We start from the raw sequence: 16,325 nt of genomic DNA on the forward strand, positions 1-16,325 counted from the left end.
AAAACATCAGTTCTGATAAATTTGAGAAAAAATGAACAAATTTGTATTAAGAACTATTATAATGAAAAAACAATTATTCTACATATTACTATTAATTTCTACTGTTAGTTATGCTCAGCAAACACCTGTGGTTAAGGCTGAAATAGATACTACCAATATTAGAATTGGCGAACAGTTTAACTTAAAAATTTCTGTAGAAGAGATTCAGAATGTTATCATTCCTAAATTACAACTAAACGGATTAGAAGTTGTAGATTCTACCAAAATAGATACCGTAAAAAATACGCTGATTAAAAAGTACATTTTAACAGGTTTTGATAGTGGTGCGTATTATATACCTCAACAACAAATTTTTGTTAAAAATCAAGCCTATCTTACAGATTCTTTATTGGTTAATGTGGCAACTGTTGCCATAGACACCACTAAGGTTAAAAAATTTCCTATTAAATCTATAAAAAGTGAACCGTATACGTTTGATGATTTTAAGGTATATATCTACATTATTTTAGCAGCTTTGGCTATTATAGGCTTTTGGATTTATTGGTTTGTAATAAGAAAACGAAAAGAAGAAGAGGAAGAAACTCCTACTTACAAAGCCTTACCTCCTTACGATGAAGCTATCTATCGCCTAAATGAATTGGACGAAAAACAACTTTGGCAAAACAACCAAATTAAAGAATACTATAGCGAGTTGACAGAAATTGTTAGAGGTTATATAGAACGTGAACTAAGTGTGCCTGCATTAGAAAAAACTACAGATGAGATTTTAGATATGCTAAAAGACTTTAAAAAGTCTGACACCATCTTAACCTCTCAAGAAACCATAGATAAATTAAACAGTTTATTAAGAGAGGCAGATTTGGTAAAATTTGCAAAATCTAAACCCTTAGCTCCAGAAATAGAAGAAGACAGAAAAGACGCAGAATACATTGTTGCCAATTTAAAACCAAAACCTATAGTAGAAGAAAAAGACGATGCAGATGAATTGGAGTAATTTTGAATTTTATAGTCCTGAATTCTTATGGTTGCTAATTCTAGTACCATTGCTAGCAGTTTGGTACTTTTTTATACGTAAAAAAGATGTCGCTATCTTAACCATACCTAGTATTAAAGGTTTTAATGAAGATTCTTTAATAGCAAAATTAAAACCACTTTTGTATTTGTTGCGTTTACTAGCGTTGGCTGCAATTATTATAGCTTTAGCAAGACCAAGAAACGTTTCTGTAAGCAAAAAAACAAAGTCTAATAGAGGAATTGATATTGTTATGGCCATAGATGTTTCTGCAAGTATGCTTGCTAGAGATTTAAAACCAAACCGTTTAGAAGCACTAAAAAATGTGGCTATAGATTTTGTAGATAGAAGACCTAATGATAGAATTGGAATTGTAGTTTACGCCGGTGAAAGTTTTACACAAACACCAATTACAAGCGATAAAGGTATTGTAAAAAGAACCATTTCAGATCTTAGGTGGGGCCAATTAGAAGGCGGTACAGCTATAGGAATGGGTTTAGGTTCTGCGGTAAATCGTTTGAAAGAAAGTACAGCAAAAAGTAAAGTTATTATTTTATTAACAGATGGGGTAAACAATTCTGGAAATATAGACCCAAGAACTGCTACAGAATTGGCTACAGAATTGGGTATTAAAACCTATACCATTGGTATTGGGACTAATGGAATGGCAGATTTTCCGTGGGCAAAAGACCCCAGAACAGGAAAATTGCGATTTAGAAAACAAAAAGTAGAAATTGATGAAGCACTACTAAAAGACATAGCTTCTAAAACAGAGGGTAAATATTTTAGAGCAACAGACAACACTTCTTTAAAAGAAATTTATGATGAGATAGATGCTCTAGAAAAAACAAAGATTGAGGAGTTTAAGTACTATAACTATCAAGAGAAATTTAGAATTTTCGTGTTTTTAGGACTCCTGTTTTTACTACTTGAATTTATATTAAGAAATACATTATTTAAGAGTTTTATATAAAATGTACAGAATAGAAGAACCAATTTATTTTACGCTACTCCTAATCATTCCTGCAATGATTGTGGTATTTCTATTGGTTTTATGGTGGAAAAAAAGAACCCAAAAGAAATTTTCTGATAGTACCTTATTACAAAGGTTGGCTCCAAATTCATCTGTTTTTAAATCAACATTAAAGTTAATAATTCTTTTAATTGGTATCTCATTTTTAATCATCTCTTTGGCAAACCCAAAAATGGGAACCAAACTAAAAACTGTAAAAAGAGAAGGTGTAGATGTCGTTTTTGCTTTAGATGTTTCTAAAAGTATGTTGGCAGAAGATATTGCTCCAAATCGTTTAGAAAAAGCGAAACAGATTATCTCTAAAATAATAGATAAATTAGGTTCAGACAGAGTGGGTATTATTATTTATGCAGGTAATTCTTACCCTCTGTTACCAATAACTACAGACCACGCAGCCGCAAATATGTTTTTGCAAAATGCAAATCCAGATATGGTTTCTAGCCAAGGAACAGCAATAAACGAAGCTTTAGAATTGGCCAAAACCTATTATAATAATGATGAGCAAACCAATAAGTTTTTAATTATGATTTCTGATGGTGAAGACCATCAAGAAGAAACCAAACAAGTTGCCAACAATATATCTAATGAAGGGGTTAAGATTTATACCGTTGGTGTAGGATCAGAAAAGGGAGGTCCAATTCCTATACGTCTTAATGGGTCTATGATTGGCTATAAAAAGGATAGAAAAGGAGAAACGGTAATTACCAAAAGGCAACCAGATGTTTTACGCGGTATAGCAGATGCTGCCAATGGAAAATATTTTGATGGAAATGTTACAGAAAACCCTGTTAAACAAATCTCAGAAATTATTGCTAACGCAGAAAAAAACGAATTTGAAACAAAACAGTTTTCAGATTATAAAGACCAATTTCAATGGTTTTTGGCATTAGGTTTGCTATTTTTAATTGCAGATATATTTCTATTTGAAAAGAAAACAAAATGGTTAAAAAAGGTAGATTTATTTAATGAAGAAAAAGTTAAAAAATAATTATTGTCGCTTCTAGTGATTTTTGAAGAACGAAAAAAATTGTACCGAGAAGTCTTAAAGTGAACATTATGAAAAAATTACAATACATACTAATTGTTTTTACGATGCTATTTTCATCCAAAGAAATTTTAGCTCAAAAAGACTCTATTGCATTGCAACGTAAAGCAAGAAAATTACTACGTCAAGGTAATGATTTGTACCAACAAGAAAAATTTACAGATGCCTCTGTAGCCTATAGAAAAGCTTTAGGCAATAACTCTAATTATGATAAGGCTGCCTACAATATGGGTAACGCTTTGTACCAAAGTAAAAACTTTAAAGAAGCAATTCCGCAGTATGAGCTTACTGCAAAAACTGCAAAAGATAAATTTACCAAAGCAGAAGCTTTTCATAATATTGGCAATGCCATGATGGAATCTAAGAACTATCAAGGTGCTGTAGATGCTTATAAAAACGCGTTACGAAACAACCCAAATGATGATGAGACTCGTTATAATTTAGCAGTTGCTCAAAAACTGTTAGACAAACAAAACCAACAAAATAAAGACGACAAAAACAAAGATAACAAGGATAATAAAGACAAAGATAAGCAAGATAAAGACGATAAAAATAAAGATAAAAATAAGGACGGAGACGATAAAGACAAGGATAAGAAAGATGATAAAGATGGTGATAAAGACCAGAAAAAAAATCCAAAAAACAACAAAGAAGAAGACAAAAAAGACCAACAAAAACCTAAGCCTCAACAAGGGAAAATGACTCCTGAGCAAATTAAACAATTGTTGGAAAGTTTAAACAACGAAGAAAAAAAGACGCAGAAGAAAATGAATGCTAAAAAGGCAAAAGGCAAAAAAATAAAACAAGAAAAAGATTGGTAAATTGCCAATTTTAAGCAACAGATGATGAAGATGAAATTTTACATATCAATATTAATAACGCTACTTACAGTTTCGGTTTTTGCACAAGAAGCAAAACTTACTGCAAAAGTGAGCAAAAATAAATTGGGTGTAAATCAACGTTTACGAATTGAATTTTCTATCAATAAGCAAGGTGGAGATCATTTTTCTCCCCCAAATTTTACAAATTTTAAGGTTGTTGGGGGGCCAAGTCAGTCTATAAGTCAATCTTTGATTAATGGTAAAGCGAGCTTCAATCAATCGTACACCTATATTATTCAACCCAAAAGAAAAGGAGAGCTTACCATTGGAGCTGCTAGCATAGAAATTGCAGGAAAAACTATCAAATCAGAACCTGTAAAAGTAATTGCTCTAGATGCTGTAGAATTGCCAAAAAATCCGAACGATCCCAATTATATTGCACAACAAAATATTCATTTGGTTGCAGAAGTTTCCAAGTCTAGTCCTTATGTGGGTGAAGGTATTTATGTTGAGTATAGATTATATGTTAGTGAAAATATTAGTGTTTACGATACCAGTGTAACTGAACCACCACAATACAACGGATTTTGGAATCAAGATATTAAAATTAATGGTTTTCCTGTAAAAATGGGAAAATACAATGGAGAAGATTACAGGTATATTGTCTTGCAAAAGGCTTTACTAATTCCTACAAAAACGGGTAAATTAGAAATTGACCCTATGAAAATGGATATTGTCATTGGGGTACCTACTGGAAGAGCCGATTTTTTTGGTAACGTTATTACTAGAAACATTAGAAAAGAGTTTGCATCGCCAAAAAAAATAATACAACCTAAACGTCTTCCTTTAGAAGGCAAACCAGAAAATTTTACGGGTGCTGTTGGTGATTTTAATTTTGCAGTAACCCTTAGTAAAGACATCTTAAAGTCTAATGAAAGTTCTCAAATTAAACTTAGCGTAACTGGTAAAGGAAATTTAAAATTGTTTGAATTACCAGAGGTAACAACACCTACTGAACTAGAAAAATATCAACCAGAAAGAAAAGAAAAAGTTCGTGTTACTTCTTCAGGTATCTCTGGCTCTGTAACAGATACATATACTGTTGTACCACAATACAAAGGTAAATATAAGATACCCAATGTAAACTTCTCTTATTTTAACCCGAAAGAAAAAAAATACTATACACTATCTTCTGAAGATTTGTATGTAGACGTAATTGAAGGCAAAGAATTGATAACCAACACAGAGAATACCAATACTGAAATACAAAAACAGACTGTAAAATTAACAGGAAAGAACTTTAGATATATACAAACTAAAAGTACTTTTGAGTCTTTAGAAAACAAAGACTTTTTTAAATCTGCTTTATTTTACATTCTGTTGTTTTTACCTTTAATAGCGATTCCTATAGGTGTAATTCTTGCAAAAAGAAGCGAAGCAAGAAGCAATGATATTGTTGGTAATAAACTAAGAAAAGCAGAAAAGTTAGCCAAAAAATACCTTTCTGAAGCTAAAAAGCAATTGGGTAATAAAGAGGCTTTTTACGAGGCTTTAGAACGTGCTTTACATAATTATTTAAAAGCAAAATTAGGGATAGAAACAGCAGACATTAGTAAAGAAAAAATTACTCAAATTTTACAAAGTAAAAATATAGATGATACTAGCATACAACAATTTATAGACGTTTTAAAAAGTTCTGATTTTGCAAGATACACGCCAATTACAAGTACAGAAATGGAAGCAGAATTTGAGCGCGCAAAACAAGTTATTGTCCAATTAGATAAACAATTATAAAGATGAAAAAAATATTGTTTTTACTATTGATTACAGTTGCACAGTCACTTTTTTCACAAAGTGTAGATAGTTTATTTACAAGTGCTAATGAGTTGTACAAAAATGGAAAATTTGAAGAAGCAATAGTACAATATAAGGCTATTGAAAGTAAAAAAGTAGCCTCTTCTGAATTATACTATAATTTAGGAAATTCATATTATAAACTCAATAAAGTAGGGCCTTCTATTTATTATTATGAAAAAGCACTGCAATTGAATCCGCTAAATGAAGACGTTACAAACAACTTGGTATTTGCCACACGTTTGGCTCTAGATAATATTGAGGCATTACCTCAAACTATATTTCAAAAAATAAATACCAATTATTTACAAACGCTTTCCTATAATCAATGGGCAATTGTATCTATTCTATTTTCATTTTTAGCTGCTACACTTTTCTTATTGTACTATTTTTCATATTCATCATCTAAAAAAAGATTGTTTTTTATTACTAGTATCATTTGTTTTTTAATATTGATTGGTTCAATTTTTATTACTTATAACCAATTCAGTTTTTCAAAAAACAATACAAAAGCAATTGTTTTTGCAGAGAAGACAGAGATAAGAAATGCACCAACATTAAATTCTGAAGAAATCTTTGTACTGCATGAAGGTACAAAAGTATTGGTTTTAGATGCTGTTGATAATTGGAAAAAAATAAAATTAGCAGACGGTAAATTAGGTTGGATTATTGCTTCTGAAATCAAAGAACTTTAGTGCTGTCTTAATTCTTGTAAACTTATATTCTAAAAATAGCAGAAAATTAATTTTTAATTCTATTTTTAAACCATCTTATAAAATCTTTTTTCGTTTTATAAGAGGTTTAAATTCAATTGTTTAAAAAATAAACGTTTGGCAATTTTTAGATTGCTAGCTCGTTTTGATGCTTTTAAGTATAAAAAATGAAGTCTTCTAATATACCTAAAAAGGGATTTGCTGCATTAAAATCTCATTTCAAATCAGATATTATCTCAGGTTTTAGTGTTTCTCTAATTGCTTTGCCATTGTGTTTAGGTATTGCAATTGCTTCTGGAGTGCCACCTCTAGCAGGTTTGGTAACTGCAATTGTAGGCGGTATTTTTGCTTCTAGAATTTCTGGCACTTTTGTAACTATTAGTGGTCCTGCAGCTGGTTTAATTGTTATCTCTTTAGGTGCTGTTGAAAGTTTAGGATATTCAAATGCTTTGGGTGCAATTTTTGTAGCTGGTTTGTTTGTAGCCGCTTTTGGTTTTTTGAAAGTTGGTAAAATAGGAGACTATTTTCCTTTACCTGCTGTACACGGAATGTTAGCTGCAATTGGCGTCATTATTATTGTAAAGCAATTGTTTCCTGCATTAGGAATTTCATTTGTAAAAGGAAGTATCTTTTCTTTGCTACTACAGCTGCCACAGAAATTAACAGAAACAAATCTCGAATGTTTGTTCATTGCTATAGGCACAATTATCATTTTAATAGTTCATCCAAAAGTAAAAGTGAAATGGTTTCAAGCAATACCTGCTCCGCTTTGGGTTCTCATTTTTTCAATTTCTACAGCTGCAATTATTGGTACAGAACATTTGAGCATGGTAGATATGCCAGACGATTTATTTGGTAATGAGGGGTTTCAATTTCCTTCTTTTAGCAAAATTGCTTCATCTGCATTTTGGGTAGCTGTAATCGGTTTTGCTTTGGTATCTGGTATAGAAAGCTTATTGAGTGCCAAAGCCGTAGACACCTTAGATCCTTACAAAAGAGAGTCTAATTTAGATAGAGATCTAGTTGCTATGGGACTAGGTTCTTCTGTAGCGTCTTTAATTGGAGGTTTACCTATGATTTCTGAAATTGTACGTTCTTCTGCTAATATTTCTTACGGAGCAAAAACACAGTGGGCAAATTTTTATCATGGTCTATTTTTACTCATTTATCTTTTTATCGGTGTTGTAATTATAGAAATGATTCCTATTTCTGCTTTATCTGCTATGTTGGTATTTACTGGTTTTAAATTGGCGTCTCCAAAAGAATTTAAAGAGATGTACAACATTGGAAAAATTCAATTTCTAGTATTTATCATTACGCTTATTTCAGTTTTAGCTACAGATTTAATAGTTGGTATTGCTATTGGTATAGTAGCTAATTATGTTTTTTCAATACTAAATGGTGCAAAACTAAACGAGTTTTTTCAATCAAAATTAAGCATTGCTCAAAACGATACAGAAACCGTGATTAACTTAGAAGGGTCTCAAACTTTTTCAAATTATTTGTCTTTAAAAAAACAGATAGATAGTATGCCTAAAACTTGTAAAAAAATTAGTATCAATTTTAAACAAACTACCTTTGTTGGACATACCGTAGTTAAACATTTGAAAGCTTTACAGAACAGAAAAGACCAACAAGGTATTGTTTTAGAAATTTTACATCTAGAAGATTTACAGGCACTATCTCATCATCCTTTAGCAGATAGAGTTCAAAAATAATTAGAACATCTGAATTACTGCATAGTAAATAGGCATTCCTAAAGTTATATTAAAAGGAAATGTAATTCCTAATGCCATAGGTATATAAATACCTGCATCTGCTCTGGGTTCTGCCAATTTCATGGTGGCTGGTACTGCAATATAAGATGCTCCTGCCCCAAGAATTGCAAATAACAATCTATTTCCATCACTTTCAGTTACAAAACCACTTAAATATGCAACAATAATTCCGTTTAATAAAGGCACTACAATACCAAATACGAATAAAAATATTCCGTGCTTTTTAAATCCTTTAATTCTGCTTGCAGTTACCATTCCCATTTCTAAAAGAAATAATGATAAAAATCCTTTAAAAATATCCGTTGTAAAAGGTTCTATACCCCTAGCTTGACTTGCATCTGCTATTAAACCAATTACCAAACTACCCACTAGCATTAATACGCTACCTCCTGTAAAAGAATGCGCTACTAGTTTAGGAATGGATTTATTTTGTTTCTTAGATCTATCAAAAAGTACAATTAAAACTACACCTACTATTATTGCTGGAGATTCCATAATTGCCATAATAGCAACCATATGCCCTCCAAAAGAAATACCCTGATTTTCTAAAAAAGACACCGCTGTTACAAAAGTTACGGCACTTACAGATCCGTAAGCTGCTGCAATAGCACCTGCATTTGGTACACCTACTTTTTTTCTTAATGCAAAAAAAGTATAAACGGGTACAATTGTAGACAGTAAAATTGCAAATGCTATAGAGTAGAGAATTTCAGCATCAAAACTACTATGAGATAATTCTTGACCTCCTTTAAATCCTATTGCAAATAATAAGTATAATGATATAAATTTAGAGGAGGACTCAGGAATTTTTAAATCACTTTTTAAGGTTGTAGCAATAATTCCAAGTACAAAAAATAGGAGTACTGGGTTTGTTAAATTACTAATTAATACATCTATGTTCATTATATTAAGTTTTGTTGCTGCAAAGCTATATGCAATAATTCATATATTTTTATTTAAATTTGTTATACGATACATTAATTTTTTTTATGAATTTTACATTACATCAACTAAAAGTATTTACCACTATTGTAGAAAATAGCAGTATAACTAAGGCTGCTGTAGAGTTGAACATGACGCAACCTGCAGCATCAATTCAACTTAAAAATTTTCAAGATCAATTTGACATTTCACTTTCTGAAGTCGTAGGAAGACAATTTTATGTAACGGATTTTGGAAAAGAAATTTATCAAATTGCCCGTGATATTTTAAACAAAACTGAAGAAATTCAATACAAAACAGAAGCTTTTAAAGGATTGCTTTCTGGCAAACTCAAAATATCTGTAGTATCTACAGGCAATTATGTAATGCCTTTCTTTTTAAATGGTTTTTTAAAACAACATCGTAATGTTGAATTGGTTATGGATGTTTCTAACAAAACACAAGTAATTAGAGACTTGGAGCAAAACTTAGTAGACTTTTCCCTGGTAACCGTAAGTCCTAGTCATTTAGATCTTAAAGAACATCCTATTATGGAGAACCAATTGGTTTTGGTAGCTTCTAAAGACAATCAACTTACAGACAAAGAAAAAAGAGATTCTATTTTTAATTCTATTCCACTAATTTATAGAGAAGAAGGCTCAGGAACAAGACATACCATGCAACAGTTTTTTAGAAAAGCAAAAATATCACCCAAAATAAAACTAGAATTAACTTCTAATGAAGCCATTAAACAAGCTGTTATTGCAGATATTGGTGTTTCTATTGTTTCTTTGTTAAGTATTAAAAATGAGTTATTGCAGAATGAATTAAAAGTAATTCCTGTTCAAGGTTTACCTTTAAAATCTCAATGGAAACTTATTTATTTAAAAAAGAAAAAGCTTTCGCCAGTAGCAAAAACTTTTTTAGAGTACGTTGAGTCTGAAAAAGAAACTGTTTTTAACAATTACTTCAATTGGTTAAAAAGCGTGGTTACTTCTTCTTAACCTTTGTCATTCTTCCTTCCCAAGATCTTCCACCTAAAGAAGAAGTATAATATACCTTCTTACCACTAACCTTATCTACTACAATGTGCATTTTTGTACCCATTTTAAAAGGAAAATTAGGCAAATTACATTCTCTTATAATTAAGTAGTATTCGCAATTAGTTACCCATTCTATATCAGACTTTATGTAATGTTCTTTATCATTATGATATTCTACGTGCTTGTTTTCTTTAAAAATTACTAATACATCTTTCTTTGAATTTCTATAGGTAAATGTGTTATTCTTTAGAATAAAACATTTGTCAGCAGTAAAAGACATTAACATCATTACCCCTAGTAATGTTAATATTTTAAAACTTTTTTTCATTTTATATGGTTTGTTTAACGGCAGCAATTTACAAAAAAGTTGCCTGATTTTATACGATTTCAGCAGGGGTTTTTACCTGTTTTTCTTTCTTTATTATTGAAGGAAAGATAGCAGGTACTATTTGTTTTACAGGGGAATATAAAATGGATTCTTCTAGCGTTTCTTTTTCTATTAAGGGAATTGTATCATTCATTTTACCAAAAAAAATAAAGATAACACTCAAAATTAAAGCAATTTTAAGAGCTCCAAAAGCACCTCCTAAAATCTTATTTAAAATACCTAATGCAGCAAAGTTTGCCAATTTAGTTAAAACTTTACCAAGTAACGCTATCAAAAGAATAATAATAACAAAAGTTATAGCAAAAGCTGTTAATGCTATATATTCTGGTTTCCAAGATACGGATTCTTTTAGAAAATCTGACACATAATATGAAAAATGAATAGCACCATATACACCACCAACCAAAGCTACCAAAGATGCTACCTCTACAAATAAGCCTTTCATAAGCCCTCTTACAAAGCCAAAAAGTAGTAAAGCTGCTATAACTATATCAAATATATTCATCTATATTATTTGGTCAAACCTACATCTTTTTTTTAAAATTTAAAAATGTGAGTTGTATATTTACCTCTTAAACAAGGAGTATGCCAGAGATAAAATCACTTAAAGAAAAATGGAATGTTTTGTTAGCAAAACTAACACTTCAATTTGCAGATGGTGATATGCTTAATATAGACGCAATTATTTATTTAGTAGGTGTACAAGAGTTAGGGCAAGGTCATAGAACTTTTAAAAAAGATGAAAAAGTAAACCTAATGCACATTGCTATTTGCAAACTACTTGAGCCATACGGATATTATGAATTTGATTTTTTTGATGACGATGGTTGGCCTCACTACAAAACTATTACAACGTTACCCAATTTGAAACCTGGTGAACAGACTATCTTGATGAAAGAAGCCATTGTAAATTACTTTGAAAAACTATCTTATCTAGATTAAATTTTGGTATACTTATTGACTACCTAACTTAAAAATATAAGAATGAAAAACATACTCTCTTTTTTGGTGTTGTTCAGTTTTAGCTGTTTTGCACAATATACTGTGCAAGGTACCATGACAAAAACTTTAGAAAGCGATTGGGTTATATTATACAAAATTGAAGGTGCAAAACAGAAATTTGTGCAAAACACTAAAATAACCATAGATTCTATTTTAGTTGAAGGTAATAAACAAGCTGTTGGTAATTTTAGTTTTACTTTACCAAAAGATACTAAGATTGGTGCATACAGAGTAACTTATCAGTTAGAAAGTTCTGGTTTCGTAGATTTTATATTTAACAAAGAAGATGTTCGTTTTGGATTTCATCCAGAATACCCAAACCAATCTGTTCAATTTTATGAATCTAAAGAAAATATCTTTTATAAAAATTATTTAGATGCTATTGCAGTTGCTCAGCAAAGTATAGATTCCGTTCAAATTGCTTCTCTCAGAAATCCTGATTTAAATTTAACCTCTACATATAAAGATGCACTTTTAAAAGCAGATAATATTCAAGAAAGTTTTTTAGAAGATGCCAAAGATTTATACATAAAACCTTTTATAAAAGCCTCTTTTAGAAGTAATTCTCAAAAACTTATTTTATCTGCCCAACAATACATGTCTAACTTGGTTAACACTTTTTTTGATAAAATAGATTTTAATGATAAAACGCTTTTAAATTCTTCTTTTTTAGTAGATAGAATTACAGATTACGTTTTTTATATCAATTATTCTGATGATACTGAGGTACAAGAAAGACTATTTAAAGAATCCGTTGATACCGTAATGTCTAAAATTAATGAAGTAATCTTTAAAAAAGATATAATAGAATTTTTAGTTGGCGAATTTGAAAAGACTAAAAACGTATCTCTAATTGATTATTTGTTTGAAAACTATTATGATAAACTTCCTGAAGGTGTTCAGAATAAAAAATATAAAACTGAAAAGTTAGCACTTTTTATGGCAGAAGTTGGTAGAACTGCTCCTGATTTTACTTGGAAAGAGGCTAATAAGGTTTTTTCATTATCAACTTTAAATGAAGCAGATACTTACGTTTTGGTTTTTTGGAGTACTAGTTGTTCTCATTGCCTTAGAGAAATACCTCAGTTACATAAATATTTACAAGAAAATAATGCTATAAAAGTTGTTGCTTTTTCTTTAGAAAATGATGATTTTGGTTGGAAAAACTACATACCAAACTTACCGAATTGGCATCATGTTTTAGGTCTCAACAAATGGGAAAATAAAATAGCTAGAACGTATAATATTATGGCTACACCTACCTATTTTATTCTAAATACCAACAAGAAAATTATTGCCAAACCAGATACTATAAAAGATGTAAAAGCATTCTTAGAATTATAGTTTATCTTTTTTAATAGAGGTAATTATAATTCCTATGATAACTAGTAATGCTCCGAAAAACTGAATTAGGCTAAGTTCTTCACCCAAGAAAAATGAAGCTAAAATTATCGTAGAAATAGGACCAATACCTGCTACTATTGCAAAATTTGAAGAACTAATCATTTTTATAGAAGTGCTTACTAAAAAAGAAGGAATTACAGTTGCAAAAATTGCAATTAAAAGTCCTAAACCATAGACTTGCCAAGGTAGAGCAAACAAGTCTGTTTCATTTATAAAACTATAATGAATAAATACTGAGAAACAGGAAACCAACATTGCATAAGCTGTAAATTTTACAACACCAAATTTAGGAATTAACCATCCGCTACCTACCAAATAAGATGCGTAGGTTATTGCGCTTAACAGTACAAAAAAACCTCCTAAGTAAATATTGTTCCCAGAAATTTCAATTTCATTAGAAAAAGCAATGATGATGCCCAAATAAGATAAAAAAATTGCTATTGTTTGATTTTTTGATATCGGTTGTTGCAAAAACAGCCTATTAAGTATAATCACTATTGTAGGATAGACAAATAAAATGATTCTTTCTAGACTAGCTTTAATATATTTTAATCCAACAAAATCAAAATAACTTGCTAAATAATACCCAACCAAACCAAAAAAAACTACCCATGCATAATCTATTTTCTTTATGAGAATATTATTCGTTTCTTTACTATACAATAAGGCAATTACAGCGTAAAAAGGGAAAGAAAACAACATTCTAAGCAATAATATAGTAATAGAATCTACATTATATTTGTAGGCCAGCTTTACCATAACTGCTTTAGAAGAAAAAAGAACAACACCAATTACCCCCAATAAAATACCAATCCAAAACCGTTTTTCTTTCATTACTTAAAAATACCAATTGGTAAAGCGTTAGCTTATCTAATAAACATAGAATTACGATACCTAAGCCACTTAAAAATGCAAAAAGGCATCTTTTATGTGTTCAATTTTTGTTTCTTTTTTATTTGTAATAATGGCAATAATGTCAAAACGAACCTCAACATCTAAATCTCTTTCTACAACATAATTATCTATTGCAGAAAGTAATAGTTTTATTTTTTTGGGATTTACAAACTCTTCTGGTTTTCCAAAATAAACGCTGCTTCTTGTCTTCACTTCAATTACACAAAGTAGATTTTTTTTCTGTGCAATAATATCTACTTCTGCTTTAAGGTATCTATAGTTCTTTTCAAGAATTACATAGTCTTTTTTAAGTAAAAAATCTGTAGCCAGTTGTTCTCCTTTTTTTCCTAATTCATTGTGTTGTGCCATAATGTTAATGTATAAAAAAAATGTGTATTCCTTTTACATTTATATTTCTTATTTAATTCTTTAAAATTGTATTTACAAAATAGAATAACTATCATACAGAAGTAAAATAAGAACTTGTAGATAATAATGATTTTAGTACTTTTAAAATCAAATTATATGTAATGTCAACCACAAAAAAAACCTTTCTTTTTTACTGTTTTTCTGTATGTTATTTTTTCTGTTTTGCGCAAAAAAACAACAATATTTATGAACCTTTTTTAAGTCAAAAAGACAGAAGTTTTCCTTTTTTAGTATTTAGTCCTACAGACAATAGTAGTGTGTTTACTGTAAAACCAAATTTGGCTAAAACCGCAAGCGGATTTCAATTCAATTCCTATAAAGTTTTGGTAAATCTAAAGGTAAACGTCTTTAAAAAACTATACACTAAAGGTAATTTTCAATTAGCAGTTAGTGGTCTTATAGACAATCAATTTGTGTTTCGTGAAGAACGTTCAGAAAGATTTAGTGGCATAACACATTCTTTGTTTAATACAGATTATTTTTTATATCTGCATAATGATTTTGTATTGAATGAACGTAACTTTTTACGCATCAATTTATTCCACAGATCATCACACTTAGGTGATGATTTTCTACTGAAAAATGAATTCACCACAATTACCAATCCAGATTATTGGGCAAATGACCCAAGTAATTATGAAACTATAGAAGTATTATATGCTTTTAACACAAAAAATATAGGGGTATACACAGGTGTATCTTATATTATTAGAACAGATAGCAATCGTAAAAAATTGACCTTACAAACAGGTGGTGTTTTTAAAAATTTTAGGTCTCAAAGTAAGTTTTGGCAAAGAGTTTTTATAGGATATGATGTTCGTTTTTTAGAAAACAATAATTTTAATGCTGATTTTAATGGAGGAATTGGCTATGCTTTTAGAAATAATAACAGTTTACGTTTAGAATACTACAATGGCCACCTACCCTACAGCAGGTTAGAAAGAGAAGTAAAAACAAGTTGGGTTTCTTTGGCTTATTATTACAATTTAGAATTGTAATTTACGTTTCAAACTCTAAAGTTACCTCATTCTCATTTATAGACAACTGAGCTCTTCTTCCAAAAATTAAAGATCTGTTATCTGCTTCATGACCCGCAGGAAAATCAAATATAACAGGAATATTATTGGGCAAAACATCTAAAATTAATTGCTCTATAGATGATCCCCATTTTGTAGAATTTTTTTTGATAGATGACATGTTTCCTACAATAACAGCATTTACATTTTTAAAATACCCTGCTCTTTTTAAGCTTTGCAACATTCTGTCTATTGAATATTTATATTCGCCAATTTCCTCAATAAACAAAATTTTTCCATCTGTGTTTAACTGGCTTTTAGACCCTAACATTGAGGTTAAAATGGCTAAATTTCCTCCAATAATTTGTCCACTTACCTCACCTTTTCTGTTGTATTTTGAGGAAGTAATTGTATAGCTTAGTTTCTCACCAAAAAGCGCACTTTTGAAACTTGAAATGGTTTCAATAATTTCTTGAGGATTACCTTCCAAACTGGTTGCCATCATTCCATGAATGGTTTCTACTCCTAAATTATGAATATGATTGTGAAAAGCAGTAATATCTGAATACCCAATAATCCATTTTGGATGCTTTAAAAATTGAGAATACGCCAATTTGTCTAAAATTCTCACAGATCCATAACCACCTCTTGCAGCCCAAATAGCTTTAATGTTTGTGTTATTTAACGCTTGCTGAAAATCTGCTGCTCTTTCTGCATCTGTACCCGAAAAATGATGCTCTTGCTGAAACATATTTTTACCTAAAGCAACATGTAGCCCCCAACTTTCTGCTAATTTTTTGGCTTTCAAAATTACAAGTTTTCTGCTTGGTTTTAAAATTCCTGCTGGTGCTAGAATTACAATACTATCTCCCTTTTGTAAATAGGGTGGTTTTATTTGTTGTTTTTGTGCCGTTACAGATGGTAAAATCATCAGTAAAAAGCCATACAAAAGGAAGTACTTTTTCAAAATAA

17 protein-coding genes are annotated in these 16,325 nt (G+C 30.2%); 11 read left to right on the top strand and 6 right to left on the bottom strand.

Annotated features, from left to right (window positions below):
• The first annotated feature begins 61 nt into the window (after positions 1-61).
• From DUT90_RS09325 to DUT90_RS09355, 7 genes are all read left to right on the top strand, one after another.
• Complete coding sequence (locus tag DUT90_RS09325) at positions 62-994, top strand: BatD family protein (protein ID WP_114426917.1); 933 nt, start codon at positions 62-64, stop codon at positions 992-994.
• Entirely contained in the window at positions 981-1,985 is a 1,005-nt protein-coding gene (locus DUT90_RS09330) for a VWA domain-containing protein (RefSeq protein ID WP_114427654.1), read from the top strand. The genes DUT90_RS09325 and DUT90_RS09330 overlap by 14 nt, the downstream gene beginning before the upstream one ends.
• Position 1,986: 1 nt before the next feature.
• Positions 1,987-3,033, top strand: coding sequence for a VWA domain-containing protein (locus DUT90_RS09335; RefSeq protein WP_114426918.1), 1,047 nt, complete (start codon positions 1,987-1,989; stop codon positions 3,031-3,033).
• Positions 3,034-3,101: 68 nt separating this feature from the next.
• Positions 3,102-3,911, top strand: coding sequence for a tetratricopeptide repeat protein (locus tag DUT90_RS09340; RefSeq protein ID WP_114426919.1), 810 nt, complete (start codon positions 3,102-3,104; stop codon positions 3,909-3,911).
• Between the two features lie 30 nt (positions 3,912-3,941).
• Positions 3,942-5,705, top strand: coding sequence for a BatD family protein (locus DUT90_RS09345; RefSeq protein WP_309477134.1), 1,764 nt, complete (start codon positions 3,942-3,944; stop codon positions 5,703-5,705).
• 2 nt (positions 5,706-5,707) lie between these two features.
• Positions 5,708-6,460 (top strand): tetratricopeptide repeat protein, encoded by a 753-nt coding sequence (locus DUT90_RS09350; RefSeq protein ID WP_114426921.1) that lies wholly within the window; start codon positions 5,708-5,710, stop codon positions 6,458-6,460.
• A gap of 185 nt (positions 6,461-6,645) precedes the next feature.
• Positions 6,646-8,196, top strand: coding sequence for a SulP family inorganic anion transporter (locus DUT90_RS09355; protein ID WP_114426922.1), 1,551 nt, complete (start codon positions 6,646-6,648; stop codon positions 8,194-8,196).
• Here the strand turns inward: DUT90_RS09355 and DUT90_RS09360 are convergent, their stop codons facing one another.
• Positions 8,197-9,159, bottom strand: a complete 963-nt coding sequence (locus tag DUT90_RS09360; protein ID WP_114426923.1) for a sodium-dependent bicarbonate transport family permease — start codon at positions 9,157-9,159, stop codon at positions 8,197-8,199.
• Positions 9,160-9,245: 86 nt separating this feature from the next.
• Here DUT90_RS09360 and DUT90_RS09365 point away from each other — a divergent pair, with 86 nt between their 5' ends.
• Positions 9,246-10,181: a LysR family transcriptional regulator gene (locus DUT90_RS09365; protein WP_114426924.1), complete on the top strand. Its 936-nt coding sequence runs from the start codon at positions 9,246-9,248 to the stop codon at positions 10,179-10,181.
• Here DUT90_RS09365 and DUT90_RS09370 read toward each other — a convergent pair.
• Together DUT90_RS09370 and DUT90_RS09375 are read right to left on the bottom strand one after the other, a co-directional pair.
• Entirely contained in the window at positions 10,168-10,548 is a 381-nt protein-coding gene (locus tag DUT90_RS09370; RefSeq protein WP_114426925.1) for a hypothetical protein, read from the bottom strand. The genes DUT90_RS09365 and DUT90_RS09370 overlap by 14 nt on opposite strands.
• 49 nt (positions 10,549-10,597) lie before the next feature.
• On the bottom strand, positions 10,598-11,113 hold the full coding sequence (locus tag DUT90_RS09375; protein WP_114426926.1) for a CvpA family protein: 516 nt from the start codon (positions 11,111-11,113) through the stop codon (positions 10,598-10,600).
• Between the two features lie 80 nt (positions 11,114-11,193).
• Here DUT90_RS09375 and DUT90_RS09380 point away from each other — a divergent pair, with 80 nt between their 5' ends.
• Positions 11,194-11,550 (top strand): hypothetical protein, encoded by a 357-nt coding sequence (locus tag DUT90_RS09380; RefSeq protein WP_114426927.1) that lies wholly within the window; start codon positions 11,194-11,196, stop codon positions 11,548-11,550.
• 42 nt (positions 11,551-11,592) lie between these two features.
• Positions 11,593-12,954: a thioredoxin family protein gene (locus DUT90_RS09385; protein WP_114426928.1), complete on the top strand. Its 1,362-nt coding sequence runs from the start codon at positions 11,593-11,595 to the stop codon at positions 12,952-12,954.
• On the opposite strand, the gene DUT90_RS09390 is transcribed toward DUT90_RS09385, so the two are convergent.
• The gene (locus DUT90_RS09390) at positions 12,949-13,848 is read right to left on the bottom strand and encodes a DMT family transporter (RefSeq protein WP_114426929.1); all 900 of its coding nucleotides are present in this window, start codon (positions 13,846-13,848) and stop codon (positions 12,949-12,951) included. The genes DUT90_RS09385 and DUT90_RS09390 overlap by 6 nt on opposite strands.
• Before the next feature lie 69 nt (positions 13,849-13,917).
• Positions 13,918-14,277, bottom strand: coding sequence for a YraN family protein (locus tag DUT90_RS09395; RefSeq protein ID WP_114426930.1), 360 nt, complete (start codon positions 14,275-14,277; stop codon positions 13,918-13,920).
• Positions 14,278-14,438: 161 nt separating this feature from the next.
• Between DUT90_RS09395 and DUT90_RS09400 the strand changes: the two genes are divergently transcribed.
• Positions 14,439-15,335 carry a DUF1207 domain-containing protein gene (locus DUT90_RS09400; RefSeq protein ID WP_114426931.1) on the top strand — a complete coding sequence of 299 codons (897 nt, stop codon included), beginning with the start codon at positions 14,439-14,441 and terminating at the stop codon, positions 15,333-15,335.
• A gap of 1 nt (position 15,336) precedes the next feature.
• Here the strand turns inward: DUT90_RS09400 and DUT90_RS09405 are convergent, their stop codons facing one another.
• Positions 15,337-16,320 (bottom strand): LD-carboxypeptidase, encoded by a 984-nt coding sequence (locus DUT90_RS09405; RefSeq protein WP_258848538.1) that lies wholly within the window; start codon positions 16,318-16,320, stop codon positions 15,337-15,339.
• Positions 16,321-16,325 lie beyond the last annotated feature (5 nt).

The sequence above is a fragment of the Polaribacter sp. WD7 genome (assembly GCF_003335085.1).
GTDB lineage: Bacteria > Bacteroidota > Bacteroidia > Flavobacteriales > Flavobacteriaceae > Polaribacter.